21 protein-coding genes are annotated in these 20,494 nt (G+C 71.4%); 15 read left to right on the top strand and 6 right to left on the bottom strand.

The window, feature by feature from the left end; genetic code table 11:
- Window positions 1–221: 221 nt before the first annotated feature.
- The 3 genes from ACFV6I_RS00005 (at window position 222) to ACFV6I_RS00015 (ending at window position 2,224) form a co-directional block, all read left to right on the top strand.
- The gene (locus ACFV6I_RS00005) at window positions 222–758 is read left to right on the top strand and encodes a hypothetical protein (protein ID WP_380423044.1); all 537 of its coding nucleotides are present in this window, start codon (window positions 222–224) and stop codon (window positions 756–758) included.
- 237 nt (window positions 759–995) lie between these two features.
- A complete protein-coding gene (locus tag ACFV6I_RS00010) occupies window positions 996–1,508 on the top strand; it encodes a methylated-DNA--[protein]-cysteine S-methyltransferase (RefSeq protein WP_380376249.1) in 513 nt (170 codons plus the stop codon).
- 77 nt (window positions 1,509–1,585) lie between these two features.
- Entirely contained in the window at window positions 1,586–2,224 is a 639-nt protein-coding gene (locus ACFV6I_RS00015) for a DNA-3-methyladenine glycosylase I (RefSeq protein WP_380423045.1), read from the top strand.
- A 207-nt stretch (window positions 2,225–2,431) separates the two neighbouring features.
- Here the strand turns inward: ACFV6I_RS00015 and ACFV6I_RS00020 are convergent, their stop codons facing one another.
- Both ACFV6I_RS00020 and ACFV6I_RS00025 read right to left on the bottom strand, forming a co-directional pair.
- Window positions 2,432–3,190: a hypothetical protein gene (locus ACFV6I_RS00020; RefSeq protein ID WP_380423046.1), complete on the bottom strand. Its 759-nt coding sequence runs from the start codon at window positions 3,188–3,190 to the stop codon at window positions 2,432–2,434.
- A gap of 178 nt (window positions 3,191–3,368) precedes the next feature.
- Entirely contained in the window at window positions 3,369–4,292 is a 924-nt protein-coding gene (locus ACFV6I_RS00025) for an alpha/beta hydrolase (RefSeq protein ID WP_380423047.1), read from the bottom strand.
- 174 nt (window positions 4,293–4,466) lie between these two features.
- Between ACFV6I_RS00025 and ACFV6I_RS00030 the strand changes: the two genes are divergently transcribed.
- Window positions 4,467–5,330, top strand: coding sequence for a helix-turn-helix transcriptional regulator (locus ACFV6I_RS00030; RefSeq protein ID WP_380334792.1), 864 nt, complete (start codon window positions 4,467–4,469; stop codon window positions 5,328–5,330).
- A gap of 614 nt (window positions 5,331–5,944) precedes the next feature.
- The gene (locus ACFV6I_RS00035) at window positions 5,945–6,820 is read left to right on the top strand and encodes an SGNH/GDSL hydrolase family protein (RefSeq protein WP_380423048.1); all 876 of its coding nucleotides are present in this window, start codon (window positions 5,945–5,947) and stop codon (window positions 6,818–6,820) included.
- A gap of 206 nt (window positions 6,821–7,026) precedes the next feature.
- On the opposite strand, the gene ACFV6I_RS00040 is transcribed toward ACFV6I_RS00035, so the two are convergent.
- A complete protein-coding gene (locus ACFV6I_RS00040; protein WP_380423049.1) occupies window positions 7,027–7,830 on the bottom strand; it encodes a GntR family transcriptional regulator in 804 nt (267 codons plus the stop codon).
- A gap of 249 nt (window positions 7,831–8,079) precedes the next feature.
- Here ACFV6I_RS00040 and ACFV6I_RS00045 point away from each other — a divergent pair, with 249 nt between their 5' ends.
- Both ACFV6I_RS00045 and ACFV6I_RS00050 read left to right on the top strand, forming a co-directional pair.
- Window positions 8,080–9,315 carry a GDSL-type esterase/lipase family protein gene (locus ACFV6I_RS00045; RefSeq protein WP_380423050.1) on the top strand — a complete coding sequence of 412 codons (1,236 nt, stop codon included), beginning with the start codon at window positions 8,080–8,082 and terminating at the stop codon, window positions 9,313–9,315.
- Window positions 9,316–9,810: 495 nt separating this feature from the next.
- Window positions 9,811–10,326 carry a hypothetical protein gene (locus ACFV6I_RS00050; RefSeq protein WP_380423051.1) on the top strand — a complete coding sequence of 172 codons (516 nt, stop codon included), beginning with the start codon at window positions 9,811–9,813 and terminating at the stop codon, window positions 10,324–10,326.
- 76 nt (window positions 10,327–10,402) lie between these two features.
- On the opposite strand, the gene ACFV6I_RS00055 is transcribed toward ACFV6I_RS00050, so the two are convergent.
- Complete coding sequence (locus tag ACFV6I_RS00055; RefSeq protein WP_380423052.1) at window positions 10,403–11,491, bottom strand: alcohol dehydrogenase catalytic domain-containing protein; 1,089 nt, start codon at window positions 11,489–11,491, stop codon at window positions 10,403–10,405.
- Between the two features lie 111 nt (window positions 11,492–11,602).
- Here ACFV6I_RS00055 and ACFV6I_RS00060 point away from each other — a divergent pair, with 111 nt between their 5' ends.
- From ACFV6I_RS00060 to ACFV6I_RS00070, 3 genes are all read left to right on the top strand, one after another.
- Entirely contained in the window at window positions 11,603–12,496 is an 894-nt protein-coding gene (locus ACFV6I_RS00060; protein ID WP_380423053.1) for a LysR family transcriptional regulator, read from the top strand.
- Window positions 12,497–12,652: 156 nt separating this feature from the next.
- Window positions 12,653–13,273: a SigE family RNA polymerase sigma factor gene (locus ACFV6I_RS00065; protein WP_079136487.1), complete on the top strand. Its 621-nt coding sequence runs from the start codon at window positions 12,653–12,655 to the stop codon at window positions 13,271–13,273.
- Window positions 13,273–13,977, top strand: a complete 705-nt coding sequence (locus ACFV6I_RS00070) for a hypothetical protein (protein WP_380423054.1) — start codon at window positions 13,273–13,275, stop codon at window positions 13,975–13,977. The genes ACFV6I_RS00065 and ACFV6I_RS00070 overlap by 1 nt, the downstream gene beginning before the upstream one ends.
- Window positions 13,978–14,649: 672 nt before the next feature.
- Here ACFV6I_RS00070 and ACFV6I_RS00075 read toward each other — a convergent pair.
- Window positions 14,650–15,240, bottom strand: coding sequence for an EF-Tu/IF-2/RF-3 family GTPase (locus ACFV6I_RS00075; protein WP_063352112.1), 591 nt, complete (start codon window positions 15,238–15,240; stop codon window positions 14,650–14,652).
- 378 nt (window positions 15,241–15,618) lie between these two features.
- Here ACFV6I_RS00075 and ACFV6I_RS00080 point away from each other — a divergent pair, with 378 nt between their 5' ends.
- The 5 genes from ACFV6I_RS00080 to ACFV6I_RS00100 all read left to right on the top strand — a co-directional run bounded on the left by ACFV6I_RS00080 (window position 15,619) and on the right by ACFV6I_RS00100 (window position 19,091).
- On the top strand, window positions 15,619–15,978 hold the full coding sequence (locus ACFV6I_RS00080) for an ArsR/SmtB family transcription factor (protein ID WP_380334919.1): 360 nt from the start codon (window positions 15,619–15,621) through the stop codon (window positions 15,976–15,978).
- The gene (locus ACFV6I_RS00085) at window positions 15,975–16,688 is read left to right on the top strand and encodes a cation diffusion facilitator family transporter (protein WP_380423055.1); all 714 of its coding nucleotides are present in this window, start codon (window positions 15,975–15,977) and stop codon (window positions 16,686–16,688) included. Before ACFV6I_RS00080 ends, ACFV6I_RS00085 begins: the two co-directional genes overlap by 4 nt.
- Window positions 16,689–16,893: 205 nt before the next feature.
- A complete protein-coding gene (locus ACFV6I_RS00090; RefSeq protein WP_063352110.1) occupies window positions 16,894–17,628 on the top strand; it encodes a hypothetical protein in 735 nt (244 codons plus the stop codon).
- A gap of 632 nt (window positions 17,629–18,260) precedes the next feature.
- Window positions 18,261–18,563 (top strand): hypothetical protein, encoded by a 303-nt coding sequence (locus tag ACFV6I_RS00095; protein ID WP_244293796.1) that lies wholly within the window; start codon window positions 18,261–18,263, stop codon window positions 18,561–18,563.
- A 222-nt stretch (window positions 18,564–18,785) separates the two neighbouring features.
- Window positions 18,786–19,091, top strand: a complete 306-nt coding sequence (locus ACFV6I_RS00100) for a group II intron maturase-specific domain-containing protein (RefSeq protein ID WP_380423129.1) — start codon at window positions 18,786–18,788, stop codon at window positions 19,089–19,091.
- Between the two features lie 74 nt (window positions 19,092–19,165).
- Here ACFV6I_RS00100 and ACFV6I_RS00105 read toward each other — a convergent pair whose 3' ends face one another.
- Window positions 19,166–20,455: an RNA polymerase sigma factor gene (locus ACFV6I_RS00105; protein ID WP_380423130.1), complete on the bottom strand. Its 1,290-nt coding sequence runs from the start codon at window positions 20,453–20,455 to the stop codon at window positions 19,166–19,168.
- Window positions 20,456–20,494: the final 39 nt, after the last annotated feature.

The following is a 20,494-nucleotide window of genomic DNA, read 5'->3' on the forward strand; positions in this document are numbered from 1 at the left end:
GAGTCCATGCGGAGTATCGGCGACCGACGACAACGCGGCGAGGTGCGTGCTCCGGCGTCGCGCGCCCGGCGTGATCCGAAAGAGAGCCCCTAGCATCCCCGGCGGCCGCCGCCGGTCTGTCCGCATTCACCGCGCCCGCCCGCCCGCTCCTGCCGGCCGGGCGCGGTGCGCCACCTGGACCTCTGCCGGTCATCGAAGAGCGCTGACGAAGAAGGCACCCCATGAATCCCCTGACCAGCCCCCTGCTGACCGACCCCCCACCGCCGGGCCCCGACCTGGCAGTCACCGACACCGAAGTCACCGTGCTGGTCGCGCTGGCCCAGGCGCGCGGCGCCCGGAGCATCGCCGTCGGCTCCGGCCGGACCCCGGCCGCGCTGGCGGGCGCCGACGCGATCACCCGGGCCTGGCAGGCCGCCGGCGGCGTCGTGGCCGCCACGACCACCTGGCCGGAGACCGCAGCCTCCTGGCTGTGCCAGGCCCGCCACTTCGCCGACGCGCCGGCCGACGTGTGGGTGATGACCGGCCCGGAGGTCGGCTGGGCCCAGGTGGCCCGGCGGCTGCTGTGGTCCACGTCCTGGCGGCCCGACCGCACCCTGGCCACCGCCGCCATCGGCCGCCCCGCCACGCTGGCCCTGGTCGGCGCCCGGCAGCTGCGCGGCCTGACCGGAGCCGACGCGAACGGCGCCACCTGGATCGTCACCGACGACGGCGACCTCACGGTCACCGGCCCCGGCCCCGGCCCCGGCATATCACGGTGACGGCGCTGTCCGACCTGCCGGAGGTGCCGCGCGATGCGGTCGGCCCCGCCCCCTGGGGCACTCCTGTTGCCCCAGGACCCCCGCACTCCTCGTGATCCCGCGTATCCACGCGCCTTTCGGGAATCCTGCCCGGCCGCTCCGCCGTCCTGCCCGGCCGACTGCTGCCGGAACGTGTCTCACGTTTCGGTGCGCCCGCGCGTCTTCACCACAGACAGCAGGCGCAGAGAGGAGATCGACATGGACGTCCGGCACGCCTACGTGGACAGCCCGGTGGGACGGCTCCTGGTCGTCGCCGGCGACAACGCCTTGATCGGGCTCTACTTCCCGGGCTACCGGTACACGCCCCGGCCCTCGGCGTGGGGCCGGCGAGCCGACACCTCGGCCGACCCGGTGCTCGCCCAGGCCCGCAGCGAACTCGACGAGTACTTCGCCGGAAAGCGGCAGGTGTTCGACGTCGCGGCGGCGACGAACGGCGACGAGTTCCAGGAACAGGTCTGGGCGCAGCTGCGCCAGATCCCGTACGGCGCGCGGATCACCTACGGCGACATCGCGGTCGAGCTGGGCAGCAAGGGGTTCGCGCAGTCCGTGGGCCAGGCCGTGGGGCGCAACCCGGTGAGCATCGTCATCCCCTGCCACCGGGTGGTGGGCGCGGGCGGCAAACTCACCGGATTCGGCGGCGGACTGGAGCGCAAGCAGCTCCTGCTGGACCTGGAGGAGCCGGTCGAGACCCGGGCCGGACGGCTGTTCTAGCCGCGCCCCGGCCAGGCGGCCCGACCATCAGGCCGTGAGCACCAGACCCCTTGAAGAACAGCGAGGACCTTTTCCCGATGGCCAGCGACACCGTCCCCGCCCTCGCCCCCGAACACTCCGCCGACCGCGGGGTGGTGATCGGCGAGGACGGGCTCGCCCGCCCCGTGTGGGCCGGCACCGATCCGCTGCTCCGTCAGTACTACGACACCGAGTGGGGCATGCCCGTGCGCGACGAGCGCGGCCTGTACGAACGCATCAGCCTGGAAGCCTTCCAGGCCGGGCTGTCGTGGGCGACGATCCTGCGCAAGCGCCCGGCGTTCCGCGCCGCGTTCGACGACTTCGACCCCGACCGGGTCGCCGGCTACGGCGACACCGACGTCGAACGCCTCATGGCCGACGCCGGGATCGTCCGCAACCGCGCGAAGATCCTCGCGGCCGTGGCCAACGCCCAGGCGACCGTCCGGCTGCGCGAACACGGCGGCCTGACCGACTTCGTGTGGGGGTTCAAGCCACTCGACACCCCCAGGCCGCGCACGTTCGCCGAGATCCCGACCACCTCCCCCGAATCGCAGGCCCTGTCCAAGGCCCTGCGCGCGCAGGGGTTCGCGTTCGTCGGCCCGATCACCATGCACGCCCTGATGGAAGCCATCGGCATCATCGACACCCACCTGCTGGACTCCCACCGCCGCGGTTCCTCCGGAATCTGGCCGGAATGACCGCCTCACCACCCAGCACCCCTGCTCGCTGGGGCCGTTCGGCCACCACACGGCCCGCCACGTCCCCCGTGTGGCGGGCCGTGTCCGTCGAGCCGCCGCCTGGAGGCGACGGGCGACGGGACGTTCGCCGTCATCATCACGCTGCTCGTGTTCCCGATCCACAGCACCCGGGAGGGCCGGTGCGGTGATCCTGGTCCCGAGTGGGTGTCACATGACGCGCTTCATGACGATCATGTGGCGTTTGAAGGGGGCGGTGTCGCTGCCCCAGGAGAGGACGGCGAAGACCTCGCCGCCGGGGAAGCCGTGGATCTCGGGTGCGGCGTCGGAGGGGGAGGGGCCGCCGGTACTGTGGGACCAGCCGGACCAGGTGTTGCCGCCGTCGGTGGAGCGGTTGAGGTAGAGCTGGTGGTCGGTGGGGCTGATGCAGCCGATGGCCATGTTCTGCTGGGCGGCGTAGCCCGGGTCGAAGGGACTGGTCGCGAGGTGCCCGGGATCGCCGCCGCGGCCGATCGCGAGCGACTCGCACCGGCCGCCGCCGGGCAGTTCGGTGTACCGGGCGTTCCTGCCGTCGCCCGGGCGGGTGCGGGCGATGCTGACCGTGTTGGTCAGCCCCCGCGAGGCATAGAACTCCTGTTCTCCGGCGGTGAAGGTGAAGTTGCTGGTGATGCGCACGGCCCGGGCGTTGCCCGGCATCAGCTGCCAGGCGCCGTTCCCGTGCCGCCACCAGATCCGGTCGTCCTCGCCGCGGGCGGCCTCGTACGTCTCGTTGTCGTGCCACAGGGCGGTCATGGCCGACGGGGAGCGTGCGGGGCCGCCCTCGTTGATCCAGTTGCCCTCGGTCGTCGCCGCCGCGGCGGGCGAGGCCGTGAGCCCCACCGCCAGGCCGAGCCCGGCCAGCACCGCCACTGCCACGCGCGGTGCGCGGGCGACAACGGCACGGCGGCCGCGCATGCGTTCCGATCCCATCGGACCATCTCCCTCCTCCGGGCGCCTCGACGTGGTGCACGCCGGGGCGCGCCGCAATCCGAGGCGGAACTTCCGCCCGGAGCCCGGACATTAGCGCCGGCGGGAGCCGGTGACGGTGCCGTCAGCGGGGGCTTGCCCGCCGGTGCACGCGAAGACCGGCCGGCTGCCCGGGGCGCGGCTACGCGGCCGCAACGAGGTGGGTGCCGAAGAAGCCGGCCAGCCTCGCGACGGCGGGGGTGACGAACTCGTCCTTGTCGTAGAGGTCGACGTGCGACGCGCCGTCGATCCAGTGGAGTTCCTTCGGTCCGGTCGAGCGCTGGAAGGCCCGCACGCTCATCCAGGCGGTCACCGCCTCGCGGCCGACGACCATGAGCAGCGGGCGCGGGGCGAGCAGGGGCAGGGCGGCGAAGGTGTCGAAGGCCGCGATGCGGTCGATGCTGGACCAGGTCAGGGCCTTGGCCGCCCGGGGATGTTCGGCGCGGGGCGTGCAGTAGTACTCCCAGCCGTCGTGGACGTGCGGGCCGCCGCGGTGGGCCTCCTCCTCGGTCGCGGGGAAGATCGGGAAGGTCCGGACGCCCCCGTCCCGGGCCTCGGCGGTGCGGGCCGCCGCAGCGGCTTCGAGCATGGCCCGGAAGACGGCCGGATCCTGGGTGCCGTCGGCGCCGTCGCGGAACTGACGGGCCATGTCGGTGGCGCTGACGGTGGCGACGGCCCTGATCCGCTGGTCGGTCGAGGCGGCGGCCAGGGCGTAGCCGCCGGAGGCGCAGATGCCCAGCGCCCCGATCCGGCCCGGGTCGGCCTCGGCGCGGGTGGTGAGGAAGGAGACGGCGGCCTTGAGGTCCTCGATCCGGTGCGCCGGGTCCTCCAGGCCGCGCGGCTCGCCCTCGCTCGCGCCCTGGAAGGCGGCATCGAAGGCGAGGGTGACGAAGCCGCGCTCGGCCAGGCGCCGGGCGTACAGGCCGGCGGCCTGCTCCTTCACCCCGCCGCCGGGGTGGCCGACGACGATCGCCGGGCGGGGGCTGCCGGTGCCGTCGTCGTCGGGGGTGTACAGGTGGCCGGCGAGGTCCAGGCCGGCGCTGGGGAAGGTCACATCGGTGATCACGGTGCTGCTCCGGTCGTCGTGCGACGGGCGGGTCGGCGCGGGGCCGACTCCGGGGCCCTCTTCGGTGGCCGCTCCTCCACCGTGGCGCCGGGGTGTGCGGGGGTGCCAGGGAGGACGCTGCCTATGCACGCCGGTACCAGGTACGAGGCCGCTCCCGTGCCGGACACTGGAACCATGACCGTCCGCGACCAGCCCTCCCGCGACAACGAGCTGGGGGACTTCCTGCGCGCCCGCCGCGCCGCCCTCGACCCCCACGGGGCCGGCTTCCCCGACGACGGACGGCTGCGCCGGGTGCCGGGCCTGCGCCGCGAGGAACTGGCGCAGCTCGCCCACGTGAGCGTCGACTACGTCGTCCGCCTGGAGCAGGGACGCACCCGGCGCGTCTCCCGGTCGGTCCTCGACGCGCTCGCCGACGCGCTGCGCCTGGCGCCGGACGAACGCGCCTACCTCTTCGCGTTGGCCGACGCGGCCCCGGCACCCGCCGCCCCACCGTCCGGCCGCCCGCCCGTGGACCCGCAACTGCGGCAGCTCCTGGCGACCATGCACGACGTTCCCGCCATGGTCCTCAACCGGCGCCTGGACGTCCTGGCCTGGAACCACGCGGCCACTGCCCTGCTCACCGACTTCGGCGCACTCGCCCCCGGGGAGCGCAACCTGATCCGCCTCACCTTCCTCGACGACGCCTACCGCGCGCTGTACGCGGACTGGCCCCGCGCCGCGTGCGACTGCGTCGCCACGCTGCGCATGGAAGCCGGCCGCCGCCCGGAGGACCGTGAACTCACTTCACTGATCGGCGAGTTGACAGCCTGCGACGCGAACTTCCGGGCCTGGTGGGCCGACCACCGGGTGCGCGGCCCCCGGCAGCTCACCAAGACCTACGCCCACCCGCTGGCCGGCCCCCTGACCCTCGACGTCCAGCAGTTCACCGTCGACACCCGGCCCGACCAGCAACTCATCGCCTACACCGCCCCTCCCGGCTCCCCGGCCCACGAGGGACTGCGATTCCTCCTCCAGTGGGCACCTGCTCCGCGCGGATGACACTCGTGTGCGGAGTCTGCTTCCGTACCTGGCCGCACTGGCGGCCAATGCGGCACTGCCGGGCCGCGTTGAGGCCCTCGGGTTGCCTGCCTCTCTGGCCATCGGCTACGGCGAAACGCACTTGCCGGACGGGGTCGACGTGATCGGTTGGCGGGAGGACCTCGGGCGGTCGTCGTCCGCGAAACCGCCTCCCCGGGAAGAGGTCGAAATTCCACCACCCGCCAGAGCAGGCCGAGGGTTCATGGCGGTTCGTCAGTTTTCGTTTCGTGCATAGACATTCGTCCAGTCTCATGGGCACCCGCGGGCGCTTGTCGCGCACGGGACGCATGCCGCCCTCGCGGCCCGCCCCGCTCCCCGTCGCGGCAGTCGCTGTGGGCCTTCTCGCGGCAGCGGGCGCTCTGATCGCGGAGTCGGGGAGCAACTCCGTGAAGTTCTCCTGCTGTTCAACATGGCGGTACTCGGCGAGGGATAGCATCTGCGACATCTAGATGTGTAGATGTCCCGCCGGGGCCTCGGTGGGACCTGCGCGGCTTCCTGGTGAAGTAAGCCCACTCGAACCATGGGCGCCCGAGCATCTTCTGACCAGTAGTCACGAGAACGGGAAGGGACCCCCGATGACCCCCACGAAGACCGCCGGCGTCGCAGCCGCGGCCTGCCTCGCCCTCACCACTGCACTGGCCCTGGCCAACCCGGCCCAGGCGTCCCCGATCCAGGGCGCCTATGTCGCCTTGGGTGACTCCTACACCGCCGTCGGAACACTGACCGCCCCCGCCCCCGGCACACCGTCCGCCTGCCGCCAGGGCGTCGACAACTACCCCCACGTCGTGGCCCGGAACCTCGGGCTGCAACTCGCCGACGTCAGCTGCTCCGGCGCGCAGGCCCGAGACATGACGCTCGCCCAGTCGCCGGACTCACCGCCGCAGTTCGACGCGCTGACCCCGTCCACATCGGTGGTCACCCTGGGCATAGGAGGCAACGACAACAACACCTTCAGCACTGCCGTCCGCGGCTGCGAGGTCATCGACGCGCTCAGCGTGTTCGACATCGGCTCGCCGTGCGCGGACTTCTACAAATCGACCTTCGCCGACGCCATCGCCTCGGACGAGGCGAACATCGCCGGGGCCCTCCAGCAGATCCACCGACTCGCGCCGCAGGCCAAGGTCTTCGTCGTCGGCTACCCGGACATCCTGCCGCAGAGCGGCAACTGCCGGCCGCAACTGACCCTCACCACCAAGGACACCGCCTACCTCGACGGCATCGAACTGGCCCTCAACTCCATGCTGCGGCACGCCGCCCAGAGCAACGACGCCACCTACGTCGACACCTACACCCCGAGCGTCGGGCACGACGCCTGCCAGAGCGCGTCCACCCGCTGGATCGAGCCGCTCGTCCCCGCCGGCGCCTACGCGCCGTTCCACCCGAACGCGGTCGGTCAGCAACACGCCGCTGCGGCCGTCGAAGCCGCGCTGCGGGCCGCCGGCGTCAGCTGAGGGTCCGAGGCCGCAGACCGCAACGGGTCGATGGCCCGGCGGCCTCACCGAGGCTGCCGGGCCACCGGGCCCTCGCCCCCGACGTCCCGGTTGTTCCGGTCAGGCCTGGTCACGCCTGGTCGCAGCCTCAAATGCGGCCCGGATCACTTGCGACGGGAGGGAGGTGGCGGGAGGGAGGTGAGAGTCCCCGCGCAACGAGGCGCGCCTCAGCCGCTGGTATCCGCGCCGCCCGAGTCCTGGTCCGCCTGGCGCCACTCGCGGTAGCGCATCACGAAGCTGGCGTTCTCGCCGTAGATCCGCCGGCGTACGTAGAGGATCGGCCGTCCGTCCGGTGCGCAGCTGACCCCCTCGCGCAGGAGCAGCGGACTGCCGGCCGCGACGTCGAGTCGCTGCGCGTCGGCGATGTCGGCGGCGATCGCGCTGAACGAGCGCCAGTCGTATTCAAGTTCGATACCGATCGCCTCGGCCACCGCCACCGTGGTGTTCCGCGACTCCGTCGACTCCGCGAAGCCCGTGGGCAGCAGGTGCGTGGCCACCCAGTAGCTGTTCACTGCCCAGGGCTGGGTGGAGATCACGATCACGGTGTCGATGCGGGTCAGCGCGCTTGTGGGCAGCCGCAGGTGCTCGGCGGCCTGCCGGTCGGGCGCCGTGTCCGAGCCGACCGACACCTCCACGGCCCGTTCCTCGGTGCCCTTCAGGCCGCGCACGGGCACGGGCACGCTCTGGCTGCCGACATCGAGGCGGGCGCTGTTCGGGTCGACATCGATCGTGGCCCGCACGACCGGCCGGCGTACGAAGGTGCCGACTCCCCGCCGGATCTCGATCGCGCCCGCGCGGTCGAGCTCGGCGATCGCCTGGCGGACGGTCAATCGGTTGGCGCCGAATTGCCCGCACAGCTCCGGCTCGCTCGGCAGTCGGGAGCCCGGGGGGTACTCGCCGGTGTCGATGCGCTCCTGGATGGCGCGGGCGAACTGGAGGTACAACGGACCGTTGTTTCGTGGTGTCGGCACGTGGCGAATCCTACGGATCCGGCGCCCTGGGTCCAGTCCGGGTTCGCATCCGTGAAGTTCTCCTGCTGTTCAACCGGGTGCGGCTCGGCGAGGGATAGCATCTTCGACATCTAGACGGCTAGACATCTAGATGCCTGGCCGGAGCCCCCAGCAGGCCCTGCACAGCCGCCTGGTGAAGAGCCCCGCCCCCCGGCACCCCCATCGAATGAATCGCAACACCACGACAACCCCGACGGGCAGGCCGACACCATGCACCACCAGCACGATCCGCACGCCTGGATCACCACACCCATCACCGCGAACCTCCTGCGCGGAGCCCTCGACCTGGAGCAGACCGAGCGCGGCCTGCTGCCGCACCGACTGCCCGCCTGGGCCCGCGCCCAGTGCGCCGACCCGCAGCTGGCCAGGGCAGAGTCCCAGCCCTCCGGAGTACGGCTGGCCTTCCGCACCCGGGCCACCGCCGTCGAACTGGACACCCTGCCCACCAAGACCGCCTACGTGGGTGCCCCGGCGCGCCCGGACGGCGTCTACGACCTGCTCGTCGACGGCCGCCTGGCCGGTCAGGCCGTCGTGACCGGCGGCGACACGCTGACCATCGACATCACCACCAGGACCGCCGAGCGCCGCCCAGGCACCGCCGGCACCCTCCGCTTCAGCGACCTGCCCGACCGGGCCAAGGACGTCGAGATCTGGCTGCCGTACAACGAGACCACCGAACTCGTCGCACTGCGGACCGACGCCCCCATCGAGCCCGTGCCGGACCGAGGCCGCAAGGTGTGGCTGCACCACGGAAGTTCCATCAGCCACGGCTCCGACGCCGCCGGCCCCACCAGCACCTGGCCCGCCCTGGCCGCCGCCCTCGGCGACGTGGAACTGATCAACCTGGGCCTGGGCGGCAGCGCCCTGCTCGACCCCTTCACCGCGCGCACCATGCGGGACACCCCCGCCGACCTGATCAGCGTCAAGATCGGCATCAACGTGGTCAACCACGACCTGATGCGCCTGCGTGCTTTCACCCCCGCCGTCCACGGCTTCCTCGACACCATCCGCGACGGCCACCCCCGAACGCCCCTGCTCGTCGTCTCGCCCATCCTGTGCCCCATGGTCGAGGACACACCCGGCCCCAGCACGATCGACCTCACCGCTCTCAGCACCGGACAACTCCGCTTCCGGGCAACGGGCGACCCCGCGGAGCGCGCGAGCGGAAAGCTGACGCTGGGCGTCATCCGGGACGAGCTGGCCCGCATCGTCGAACAGCGGGCCGCCGACGACCCGAACCTCCACTACCTCGACGGCCGCGACCTCTACGGACCGGCCGACGCCGCCGGCCTCCCGCTGCCCGACCAACTCCACCCGGACGCCGTTACCCACCAGCACATGGCCCAACGCTTCGCCACCCTCACCTTCACCACCCCGGGCCCCTTCAGCCACTGGCCGGAGCGGTGCTGTTCGGCCGGTTCGGCCGTGCGGTGTGGATGTAGTTGAGGAGTATGCCGGTGAAGGGCTCGGGGACTGGGGTGGGTGGATCGCCGAGCCGGAGTGCGACCTGATCGGCTTCGTGCTGGACCTCGCGGATGAGTGAGCCGGACCAGCCGCCGGATGGGCTGGGCATAGCGCAGGATCAGTGCGGTGGCGACCCCCTTGATGGGCGGGAGCTCGTCGCTGATCATGACCTTGCGGATCAGGGCGATGCGCCGGTGCCGGCTGACCGGGCCTGGGGCGGATTCTCGGAGAAGCCGGGAAGCCGAGCAGCGTCGTCGTTCAGCGCGAGGTTCAGCGCGAGGTTCAGCGCGAGCCGGCACAACCAGGTGCGGTACCAGCCGACTTGTCGGTATTCGACCGGCCCTGACGGGAGCTACGCGGCCGTCGAACCATCCCCCTGCGAGGCCGGGTTGAGGGCGGCGTAGTGTGCGCAGTGTGAAAGAACTGATCTTCCGGGGAAAAGACAGATTCCGCCCAGACTGGTCCGATCTCGGGCCGGTGCTCATCGTCGTCACGGTCGAACTCGTCGCAGGCCACCTGAAGTTCCACCTCGGCCTCGGCCCCATGCTCCTACTCGTCGGCGGGACCGTGGTGCTGGCCGCCGCGAGCCGCCTCCTCTCCATGCGGTACTGGAGCAGGGTCGGCACCGACGGAGTCACCATCTGCTGGGGGTTCGGCCGTGGCCGCACCTACTCCTGGCAACAGATCTCCTGGATCGACGTGTCGGAGTTCCAAGGCCGCGGCGCGCCCACACGTGTGGCTCGGATCCACACCACCGACGGCCGGCGCCACTGGATGTCCACTGTGATGGCCAGCGACCTCCATCCGTCGGAGGACTTCGACGCCGACTTCCGGCGGGTCGTCGACTGGTGGAAGCACAACACCAGTCCGAGCCAGCGCGTCCTGCCGCAGAAGCGGTTCCGGGACCGGCTGACGCCCGTGAGGGTTGCGGCGCTGTGCACCATCGCCCTCGCCGCCGTCCTCTTCGTCTTCACCGTGGTGCTGGCCCAGTAGCCGCCTGAACGCGTCGGCCCGGCTCCCCGGCGGGCGTTGGGCCGTGGCGCTGGCATGGGGAGATCGGTCGGTCCTGTCAGCGAGCCGGTGGGGTGAGGGCGGTGCGGTCGAACGGGCCGCCGTGTGAGGCGGCGTACGTGACGGCGTCGTTGACGGCGCTGAGGCCGAACGACCGGACCCGTTCGGGGGCGAGGTCCAGGGTGCCCGAGGCGAGGAGCCGGATGATGCCGACGTTCGCCGTACGCGGGTACATCCACTGGCCGCGCACGGTGACCGAGTTGCGCATGATCCACGGGTACGGGAGCGCGAGGTCGTCGCCGCCGAGCATGCCGACGCCGCCCATGAGAACGACGCGGCCGTACTCGCGCACGGTCATGGCTGCCGTGCGCGCCGCCGAGCTGGGTGCGCTCGGCGGCAGCAGGTCGATCACCATGTCGATCGGGCCGCCGCCCGCCGCGGACATCGCCGCGCGGTCGCCGGCCTCGTCCCCGCTCAGCGGGACCGGGCGCACCCGCGGACCGAACCGGTCGGCGAGGAGGTCGAGCGCGGCCCGGTTGCGGCCGGGGGCGACCACGCGGCCCGCCCCCATGGCGAGCGCGACCGCGACCGCACTGCTGCCGAGGTTGCCGGTGGCCCCGCTGACGAGCAGCGTCTCACCGGCTGCGAGCCCGCCGGCCAGCAGCCCGCCGTAAGGGATGACGTGCACGCCGAGCGCGGCCCAGCGCGCCGGGTCGTCCCCCGCCGCCGCGGGCAGCGGGAAGACGTTCTCCGTCGGGACCCGCATGAGCTCGGCGAACGACCCGTCGTGCAGGTGCCGGGCGAGCCGCGCGCCGCCCTCGCCGCGGGAGCTCCAGCCCTGGAGCGTGATGTCGGGCGTCAGGGCGTCGTCCCGCGAGCGCACCGTGCAGTCGCACCACACCAGGTCGCCGGGGCGCAGCCGGGTGGCGTCCGGGCCCACGTGGACGACCCGTCCCACCCCGCCGATCCCGGGCACGACGGGAGGGACCAGGGGGTAGTTCCGCTCGCCGCTGAAGACCTCGGCCGCGTACGGGGCCACGCAGGTGGCGAGTACCTCGACCACCACCTCGCCGCCGTCGGCCTCGGGGTCGGGCACCTCCCGCACCGTGAGCGGGGCGCCGAACTGCGTCAGGACTGCTGCTCGCACGTGATGACCTCCGTGTTCGTCCGTGTTCATCGTGTTCGTCGTGTTCGACAGTAGGAGCCCGGGGGGAATGCGGGGAGCGACGAACCGGCATCCGTGGTATGCGTATGCCGCATGGACATCTCCAGCACGGGCCTACGGGTCCTGCAACAGATCGCCGAGTCCGGCAGCTTCACCGCCGCAGCCGCCCGGCTCGGCTACACCCAGTCGGCGGTCTCACGCCAGGCCGCCTCCCTCGAACGAAGCGCGGGCGCCACCCTGTTCGAACGCCGCCCCGACGGGGTGCGGCTCACCCCTGCGGGCCTGACCCTGCTACGCCACGCCCGTACGATCCTGGACTGCCTGACGGCGGCCGAGCGCGACCTCACCGGCACCGCCCCGCGGACCGAACTGGTGCGGCTGGGACTGTTCCTGAGCGCGGGCGCGGCCATCCTGCCTCCCGTACTCGCCCGCCTCGCGGCAACCGACCCGCAGATCACGGTCACGACGACCGAGGGCACCACCCCCACCCTGGTCCGGGCACTGCGCGCGGGCTCGATCGACCTCGCCGTCCTGACGTCCCGCCCGCCCCACCGGCCCTTGGACGGCGAGTCGCCGCGCCTGCACGTCGAGACCGTCGCGGACACCGAACTGGTCGTGGCGGCGCCTTCGACCGGAGCGTTCGCCGGCCGCACCGCGGTGCACGTCGACGAACTGGCCGACGCCCCGTGGATCGCCGCCCCGGCCTCGAACTCCGAGCCACTGCTCGGCGTCTGGCCCGGCCTGCCCGCACGGCCGCACATCGTCCACAGCGCGCGCGACTGGCTGACGAAGCTCCAACTGGTCGCCGGCGGCTTCGGGGTGACAACGGTGCCGTCCCGGCTCTCCCCGGCGCTGCCGCCCGGGGTGAGCCTGCTGCACGTCGAAGGCGCACCTCCCGAGCTCCGCCGGGTCCTCGTAGCGCGACTCCCCGGCCGCCCGACCCCGCCGATCACGGCCGTCACCCGAGCCATCACCTCGACCGCCTGATACGTGCCGCCGGGGCCCCCGGCCCCGGCGCCGAGACCACCGACTCGCCGTGCACCAACTGTCGGCGCCCGTGTGCAACCTTCTCGGTGGTGCGGCGGTGAGTAGGGCAGAGCGATGGCCCGGTCGGGTCGTCGCGCGGACGCGAAGAGGAATCGGATGACCGTGAGCGTATTGCACATCCCAGTGGAGGACCCGCCCCCGTCCGTCACGGCACCGGCTTCCGCGGGCGGCCCCGGCCTGCGGGAGCTTGACTTCGAGGGGTTCGCCGCCGCGCGCTGGCGGCAGTTGGTGCGCACCGCCTACCTGCTCACCGGCGACTACCACGAGGCCGAGGACGTGGTGCAGGCGACTTTCGCGAAGGTCTTCAGGAACTGGTCCCGGATCAGCCGCCTGGAGGAGCCGGACGCCTATATCCGCCGGGCCCTGGTGAACAACAACCTGAGCCGTCACCGGCGGCGCCGGGTCAGGCAACTGCTCATGCCCGTCCTGCCCGATCGGGCGCACACCGCGGGCGGTGGCCACCACGACGTCGAGGAACGCTCGGTGCTGCTCCAGGCGCTGGCGGAACTGCCGCAGCGCCAGCGGGCCGTGGTCGTCCTGCGCTACTGGGAGGACATGAGCGAGTACCAGGTCGCCGAAGCGCTCGGCTGCTCGCTGGGCAACGTCAAGAGCCAGGCCAGCCGCGGCCTGGCGAAACTGCGCGGACACCCGGCGTTGGCCCCGTATGCGGCGGACACCGGTTCAACGAGCGACGGCACGAACGGAGACAACAGGTGATGGACACCGAGAACATGATGCGCGGCGCTCTGCGAGATGAAGCGGCCCGGGTCGCGGTGGCGGACTGGTCTGCCGGACCCGTGCACGTCCAGGTACGCAGGCAGCAGCGGGGGCGCCGGGTGGCGATGGGCGCGTCGGCTGTGGTGGCCGCGCTCGCGGTGGTGGCCGGCACGGGCGCGGTACTGTCCGCGCAGCGCGCGGTCCAGACCGTCGGGCCGGCCTCGCAGGCCCTGGCCGTACCGGTGGGGCCGGCTCCCGAGGCCGTGGTGGTGGAGCCCGGCCAGCAACTGTCGTTGGGCCGCCAGGACTGGTGGATGCAACTGAACGACCAGGAGATCTGCATCCACGACGCCCCCGCCTACCGCAGCGGTCCGGGGTGCGGCGGGCACTCCTGGGCGGGCGGAGCAACCGAGATCGTCATGCAGTACTACGGGAACCCCCCGCAGTACCAGGAGGGTCTGTACAACCTCATCTACCACGGGCCCGGGCGGGTGGCCCGGATGACCATCGAGATAGACGGCCAGGTGTCCTGGTCCACCGTTGCCTCACTTCCCGGCAACCCGGGCTACGCCACCGGCTATGTCTGGGGGCCGCCCAGCCGCAAGACCCCCAACGGTTCGACGGCATACCCGTTCGAAGGCGTCAAGCTCGCCGCGTACGACGCTCAGGGGAAGGTGCTGGCGAGCAAGACGCTGACCTCCTGAATCAGACCGCCGCCGCGATCCCGGCGGTGCCCGGCCGGTCGGCCTGGTCCTCAACAGCACGCTCGGCTGGTGGTGGGCCGACCCCGCCAGCGGGTTCGTGATCGCCTTCTACGCGGTGCGCGAGGTCCGGGAGATCTTCTTCGGCGACCACTGACCTCCACCGGCCGCGCCGGTCGATACTTCAAGGGCGGGGGCCGCGCGTCGACGAGTAGTGGGTGTGGGTCCTGCGTCAACGCCTTCACCACCACGGTGGTGGAGGGGGTGGTAGCGCGGCGGGGGGGGGTTGGGGGGGGAAGCCAACGGGTGCCGCCCACCGTGTCCCCAGGGGGGGGGGGGAACCCCACCGTGGGGGGGGGGGGGGGTGTGGTGTGGGGGGTGGGGGCCTTCAACCCCCCCACCCCCCCGGGGGGGGGCGGGGGTTTTATTCGCGCTCCGGGTCGTCTTCGTCGTGGACTCCGAAGGGGTCCAGCCAAGGTGAGCCCATGGGGTCGCGTCTCACCTCTCGGTGTCGCTTTCACAGGTTCCGTTGCCGGATCCGCCGGTGGCCGACAACGAAACCTGAGACAGCCTGGCCACCGTCTGCTACGTGGCTTCGTTCACTTCAAGCGCCAGGCCGTGACGGTGAAGGCCTTCGGGGCGGATGCCGACCGGAGCACGAACGCGGCCCTGCACCTACGAGATGACCTCGGTAACGGCTCCATTCGCCACGATTCCTGGGCCGTGCTGGAACGAGAAGCGCAGGCCCTTCACCAAGACAATCTCGCGGTCCAGAGTGGCAGTCAGGTCGGTGCTCTCGCCGGGCGTTGCCCTGTCAATCCCGTCCGGCAGCTTGATGGATCCGTCGATGATGTCTTCGCGAATGACGAACTTGGGCCGATATCCCGTGGTGATGGAGACGTCGCGGCCGCCTTCGTCCGCGCTCAGCACGTAGACGTTGGCCTTGAAGGTGGTGCGTGCGGTGAAGCTGCCCGGCTTGGCCAGGACCTGGCCCGGTTCGATGTCCTTGGCGGCCACGTCACGCAGCAGCACGGCCACGGCCTTCCCGTCCTGTTCTCCGTTGGCCGTACGGTCCACCTCGACCCCTGCACATTTGGCCACGAGGGACTTGCCACCGCCGACGATCTCGACTTCGTCCCCCGCCTTGACGCTGCCGAGTTCGATGCGGCCCCGTACAACGCTTCCGCCCCCCGAGGGAGAGTGGACGTCCACGACGGACATCAGGAACGGCTCGTCGGCTGCCGCCTCGGCTGTCTCCTCTGACATAGGTGACTTCTCCTCGTGTGGGTGGTCTGTGTGGACTGCCGGTGGAATGGGCGGCAGCACCTGGTCGCAGGAGCTGCGGAACGCATGCTTGCCCCCGCCTCTTCTGGCGGTCCGTCAGATTGTGCAAATCCTTCCCCACAGTAGTCTCTTGCGGCGGACCAGACCGACCGGCACGACGACCAACAACCGTGTGCGCAGACACAGGCCAGCGGCAACCGAACCCGAGAAACTCGGCGGCAAACCCGCCTGAGCGACAACGGGATGTGAGACCAGTCAGCTTGCCTGCTCTCACATCCCGTTGCATCAGTCCAGTTCAGGCGCCATCCCACCGACAAAGATCAATTGAGGCAGGACATCCGATAACATCGTCATGTGACGATGACAACTCCCTCTCCGACTGTCGACCGGGTGGAGCTCGCGCCGGCGGCGGCCCTGTTCCGCTCGCTCGGCGATCCGGCCCGCCTGGCGATCTTGCGCCACCTCGCGGTGAGCGAGGCCCGCGTGGTCGACCTGGTCGAGCAGCTCGGCCTGGCCCAGTCCACGGTCTCCAAGCACCTGGCGTGCCTGCGCGAGTGCGGACTCGTCGACTCCCGCCCGGTCGGCCGGGCCTCGGTCTTCACACTGACCCAGCCGTCCCTGGTCGACCTGCTCGCGGCGGCCGAAACCGTGCTGGCCGCGACCGGCGACGCGGTCGCCCTCTGCCCCACCTACGGCACCCCGGACGGAGCAGGCGAATGAGCGCCCCCGAGACCAGCGCCGAGGAGCTGACCATCGCCGAGGAACCCGGCGGCTGCCACTGCGAGCCCAGCTGCACCGACGCCTGCTGCCGCCCGCCCATCGAGCGGGACGACGCCTGGCACGCCGCCGCCCGCAAGGCCAAGCTGCTGTCCTGGCTGTCCCTGGCCTACATGGCCGCCGAGGGCGCGGTCGCCATCGTCGCCGCGGTGCTGGCCTCCTCCGTCGCGCTGCTCGGCTTCGGCCTGGACTCCGTGATCGAGGGCTTGGCCTCGGTGATCATCGTCTGGCGGTTCAGCGGCTCCCGGACCCTGTCCGAGGATGCTGAGGGCAAGGCCCAGAAGGCCGTGGCGGTCACCTTCTTCCTGCTCGCCCCCTACATCGCCTACGACGCGATCTCCACCCTGATCGCGGGCGAGAAGCCGTCGACCAGCTGGCTCGGCATCGCGCTGTCGGCGTCCTCGCTGATCGTGATGCCGCTGCTGGGCCGGGCCAAGCGCCGCCTTGGCAAGATCCTCGACTCCGGCGCCACCTCCGGCGAGGGCACCCAGAACCTGCTGTGCGCCTACCTGGCCGCCGCCGTCCTGGTCGGCCTGCTCGCCAACACGCTGTTCGGCCTGTGGTGGCTCGACCCCGTCGTCGGCCTCCTGGTGGCCGGCCTCGCGGTGCGCGAGGGCATCGAGGCCTGGCGCGGCGAGGAGTGCGGCTGCTGAACCACCAGCACCAACAACGCCCGAAGGGCGGTCCCAGCCACCCGGCCGGGGCCGCCCTTCGGGCGTTGGCGGGGACGTCAGCCAGCCACCGGCGCTTCCTCGGCCACTCGCTGCCCGATCACGGGGCTCCGGGCTCCGACCGGCCCGGAACCCGGCCTGGCGGGTCCACATCGGATCGTGGCGACCCTGGGACCCGAGGAACGCCGTGAAATCCCACGACCTGCCCCTGCTTCTCCAACAGCTGGCCCGCGAATTCGACGGCGTGACCGGGATGTCGGTGGCGCTGTCCGGCTCCCTCGCCCGCGGCGACCACCGCACCGGGCGCAGCGGACACATCACCTCAGACCTCGACCTGATCCCCGTCGTCGCCACTCCGGCTGACGTGTCGGCTGCCCGGACCGCGGTGGAGTCGATCCTGCGGCGCCTCGCCGACGCCTTCCAGATCGAGGCGACGGCCGCCATCACCACGCTCCCGGCGTTCCGGTCGGCCGGCCACGTCCCCTACCGCACCAGCATGCGGCCCGAGTGGCTGTGCGACGGCCTCAACCTCGGCCCGGGCGCCTTCGGGCCGCCCGGCCCCGACGACGGCGACCCGCACACGGCGCTGGCTTGGGCGATCCAGCCCGTCACCTACTACCTGGCCAAGGCCACCGCCCAGAACCTGCCGACCAACCTACTCAAGGCCCGGTCCGCGGCGGTAGGGCTGGCCAACACCTTCGGCCTGAGGGAGGTGCGCGACAGCCTGGACAACCTCCCCGGTGCCCTGCGCAACCTGATCGCCGAACGCCGCATCGCCCCGCTCGACTCCACCGCCCGCTACCTCGACGCCCCCACCCACCCCGTCATCGCGCAGGCTGTCCGCGACGCCGTCTTCGTCGAGAACCAGGGCCTGCCGTTCGCTCTCTCGGCTGTCGCCGTGCTGCCGTCCATCCCGAACTGACCGACACGGCCAAGATCCTTTTCAGTGGCAGCGAGGGTTGTCCCGTCTCTTGTGTCCTGAACATGAAAGGGAGTTGGTTGTAGGACAGCTTCCAGGAATGGTGCTGTGCGGATGATGAAGGTTTTGGCCCTTCGGAGTCGCCCTGCGGGGGGAGGATCCAAACCACCTCATGCTGCGTTGGCTGAAGACCGTCGTGGTGAGCGATGAGGAAAAGGTGTCGTAAGAGGCGTCAGGTGGGGACCGGGAAGACGAACGCAAGTGAATCGCTGCTGACGTGTCGAAAGACAGACAGATGACATCAGAACCGGGGTGTGAGACGAACTCCGGGATGAGCCTGGCGGGTGTTCGCCTATTGGCCAGGTGGTGTCCGGTATGTAGGAGACGTGAGTCCGGTCTGCGGCTTCCGCATGGAACAGGAGAAGGCAGGTCCGATACTGCCCGCCGCACAGCGGTGGGCGAGAGGGAGTGCTCCAAGCAGCGGACACTGCGAGGGGTCGAGTACCGACGCGGGTCCTGCTGGCGGACCGGCCCGTAGTAGCGGTGAAGCCCCTGTAACGGGGGTGGAGCGAAGGGGCCGGGTCGTTCGTGACTGTGTTGATCGCATCAACCGGATGTTCTCCGGGAGGAGTTCGATGGGCCAGTTGAAGTCTCAGGTCAAGCCGTTTGATATTTCGAAGTGGGAAGTCAAGGGGGCGTGGGAGGAAGTCAGGGCGAACAAGGGCGCTCCTGGGGTGGACGGGCAGAGCATCGCCGACTTCGAGAAGGACCTTCAGAACAATCTGTACAAGGTCTGGAACCGGATGTCGTCGGGCTCCTGTTTTCCGCCTCCGGTGCGCGCGGCGGTCATTCCCAAGTCGCACGGTGGAGGCCGTCTGGTTCGAACGCTATGCGGACGACGCGGTGCTGCACTGCGTCACCGAGCGCCAGGCCCGTGAGGTGCTGGCCGCGCTCACGGACAGGATGGTCGAGGTCGGGCTGCGTCTGCACCCGGACAGGACCCGGATCGTGTACTGCAAGAACGGATCCGCCAAGGCTCCTACGAGCACGAGGCGTTCACGTTCCTCGGGTACACGTTCCGCGCCAGGCGAAACCGGGCTCGGCACGGCAGGCTCTTCCTGTCGTTCGAGCCGGCGGTCAGCCAGGACGCTCTGGCGAGGATCGGCCGGGAGGTGCGCTCCTGGCAGCTGCACACCCGCTCCGATCTTTCCGTCAATGAGCTCGCCCGATGGGTCAACCCCGTGGTGGCGGGCTGGATCAACTACTTCGGCCGCTTCCGGCCGTGGGAGCTGCATCCCTTCTTGATGCGCATCAACGCCTACCTGGTGCGCTGGATCCGCCAGAAGTACAAGCGGCTCAAGGCCAAGCGGAAGGCCATCGCGAAACTGCGGGAGATCGCCCAGCGATATCCCTGCATGTTCGCGCACTGGCGCCTCACCGTGGACGCCTCGTCGGCGTACACCTGAAAGTGCACAGGCGAGTACAGCCGAACGTGCACAGCGGTGGTGCCCGAGTTCCGTTGGTGGTTCGGCTTTGCCGGTCAGTTCTGCTCGGGGGCGAGGCGTGCCGCGCGGGTTGTGAGGTGGCGCCGTTCCGGTGTGCTGGTGGCGCGTCGGGCTGCCTCGCGATAGGCGTGGGCCGCTGCGTCGAGGTCGCCGAGCTGTTCCAGGAAGTGGGCGCGGGCGGCGAGCAGGCGGTGGTGGCGGGCCGTCCGTTTGTCGGATTCCAGTGCCGCCAGCAGGTCGAGCCCGGCAGCGGGTCCGTGCACCATGGCGACGGCTACCGCGCGGTTGAGGGTGACCATCGGGTTCGGTGCGAGGTGCTCCAGCAGGTCGTAGAGGGTGAGGATCTGCGGCCAGTCGGTGGCGTCGACGTGCTCGGCCTCGTCGTGGACGGCGGCGATGGCCGCCTGCAGCTGGTACGGGCCCACCTGTCCGCGGGGCAAGGTGCGGCTGATCAGGTCGAGGCCCTCCGCGACAAGCCGGCGGTTCCAACGGGCGCGGTCCTGCTCGGCCAGCGGCACCAGGTCGCCGTCGGGTCCGGTGCGGGCGGGGCGGCGCGCGTCGGTGAGCAGCATCAGGGCAAGCAGCCCGGCCGTTTCGGTGTGGTCGGGCAGAAGGCGGTGCAGCAGGTGGGTGAGCCGGATCGCCTCGGCCGACAGGGCCGGCGCGGTCAGGTCGGCGCCGTCGGTGGCGGTGTAGCCCTCGTTGAAGATCAGGTACAGCACATGGAGCACCGCCTCCAGCCGTTCGGCCCGGTCGGCTGCCCTCGGCATGCACAGCGGGGTGGCGGAGGTTTTGACGGTTTGTTTGGCGCGGCTGATGCGCTGGGCCATGGTCGCCTCGGGGACGAGGAAGGCCGCGGCGATCTGGGCGGTGGTCAGGCCGCCGATCGCGCGCAGTGTCAGGGCGATCCGGCTGGGCTCGGACAGTGCCGGGTGGCAGCACAGGAACAGTAGCGCCAGGGAGTCGTCCCGGTCCGTGTCCGGTTCGGCGTCGGCGGCGCGGCTCAGCAGCTCGGCCTGCGGAGTGGCCAGGGCGATCCGGTCCTCGCGGCGCCGGCGCGCCTGCTCACTGCGGACCTGGTCGACCAGCCGGCGGGAAGCGACGGTGACCAGCCATCCCCGGGGATTGTCCGGCGTTCCCTCGGCGGGCCACTGGAGGGCGGCGGCCAGCAGCGCCTCCTGGACGGCGTCCTCGCATGTGTCGAAGACGCCGTACCGGCGGATGAGCGCGCCGAGGACCTGCGGCGCCCCGTGGGCGCGCCCGGGCGCGCCCCCCGGGCCCGCCGCGGCCGGGCCCGCGCGCGCGCCGCGCGGGCCCGAACACACGCCCGCGGCGCGCGGGCGCGCGCGGCGCGGAGCACCACA

The organism is Kitasatospora sp. NPDC059803, from assembly GCF_042732255.1.
Taxonomy (GTDB): Bacteria; Actinomycetota; Actinomycetes; order Streptomycetales; family Streptomycetaceae; genus Kitasatospora.

Excerpts from the sequence above, each read along its gene's own strand:
- ACFV6I_RS00095 (WP_244293796.1), top strand. The coding sequence starts at position 18,261 with ATGGGCCAGTTGAAGTCTCAGGTCAAGCCGTTTGATATTTCGAAGTGG.
- ACFV6I_RS00045 (WP_380423050.1), top strand. The coding sequence starts at position 8,080 with ATGCACCACCAGCACGATCCGCACGCCTGGATCACCACACCCATCACC.
- ACFV6I_RS00005 (WP_380423044.1), top strand. The coding sequence starts at position 222 with ATGAATCCCCTGACCAGCCCCCTGCTGACCGACCCCCCACCGCCGGGC.
- ACFV6I_RS00085 (WP_380423055.1), top strand. The coding sequence starts at position 15,975 with ATGAGCGCCCCCGAGACCAGCGCCGAGGAGCTGACCATCGCCGAGGAA.
- ACFV6I_RS00080 (WP_380334919.1), top strand. The coding sequence starts at position 15,619 with ATGACAACTCCCTCTCCGACTGTCGACCGGGTGGAGCTCGCGCCGGCG.
- ACFV6I_RS00010 (WP_380376249.1), top strand. The coding sequence starts at position 996 with ATGGACGTCCGGCACGCCTACGTGGACAGCCCGGTGGGACGGCTCCTG.
- ACFV6I_RS00020 (WP_380423046.1), bottom strand. The coding sequence starts at position 3,190 with ATGGGATCGGAACGCATGCGCGGCCGCCGTGCCGTTGTCGCCCGCGCA.
- ACFV6I_RS00070 (WP_380423054.1), top strand. The coding sequence starts at position 13,273 with ATGGACACCGAGAACATGATGCGCGGCGCTCTGCGAGATGAAGCGGCC.
- ACFV6I_RS00060 (WP_380423053.1), top strand. The coding sequence starts at position 11,603 with ATGGACATCTCCAGCACGGGCCTACGGGTCCTGCAACAGATCGCCGAG.
- ACFV6I_RS00035 (WP_380423048.1), top strand. The coding sequence starts at position 5,945 with ATGACCCCCACGAAGACCGCCGGCGTCGCAGCCGCGGCCTGCCTCGCC.
- ACFV6I_RS00075 (WP_063352112.1), bottom strand. The coding sequence starts at position 15,240 with ATGTCAGAGGAGACAGCCGAGGCGGCAGCCGACGAGCCGTTCCTGATG.
- ACFV6I_RS00030 (WP_380334792.1), top strand. The coding sequence starts at position 4,467 with ATGACCGTCCGCGACCAGCCCTCCCGCGACAACGAGCTGGGGGACTTC.
- ACFV6I_RS00015 (WP_380423045.1), top strand. The coding sequence starts at position 1,586 with ATGGCCAGCGACACCGTCCCCGCCCTCGCCCCCGAACACTCCGCCGAC.
- ACFV6I_RS00065 (WP_079136487.1), top strand. The coding sequence starts at position 12,653 with ATGACCGTGAGCGTATTGCACATCCCAGTGGAGGACCCGCCCCCGTCC.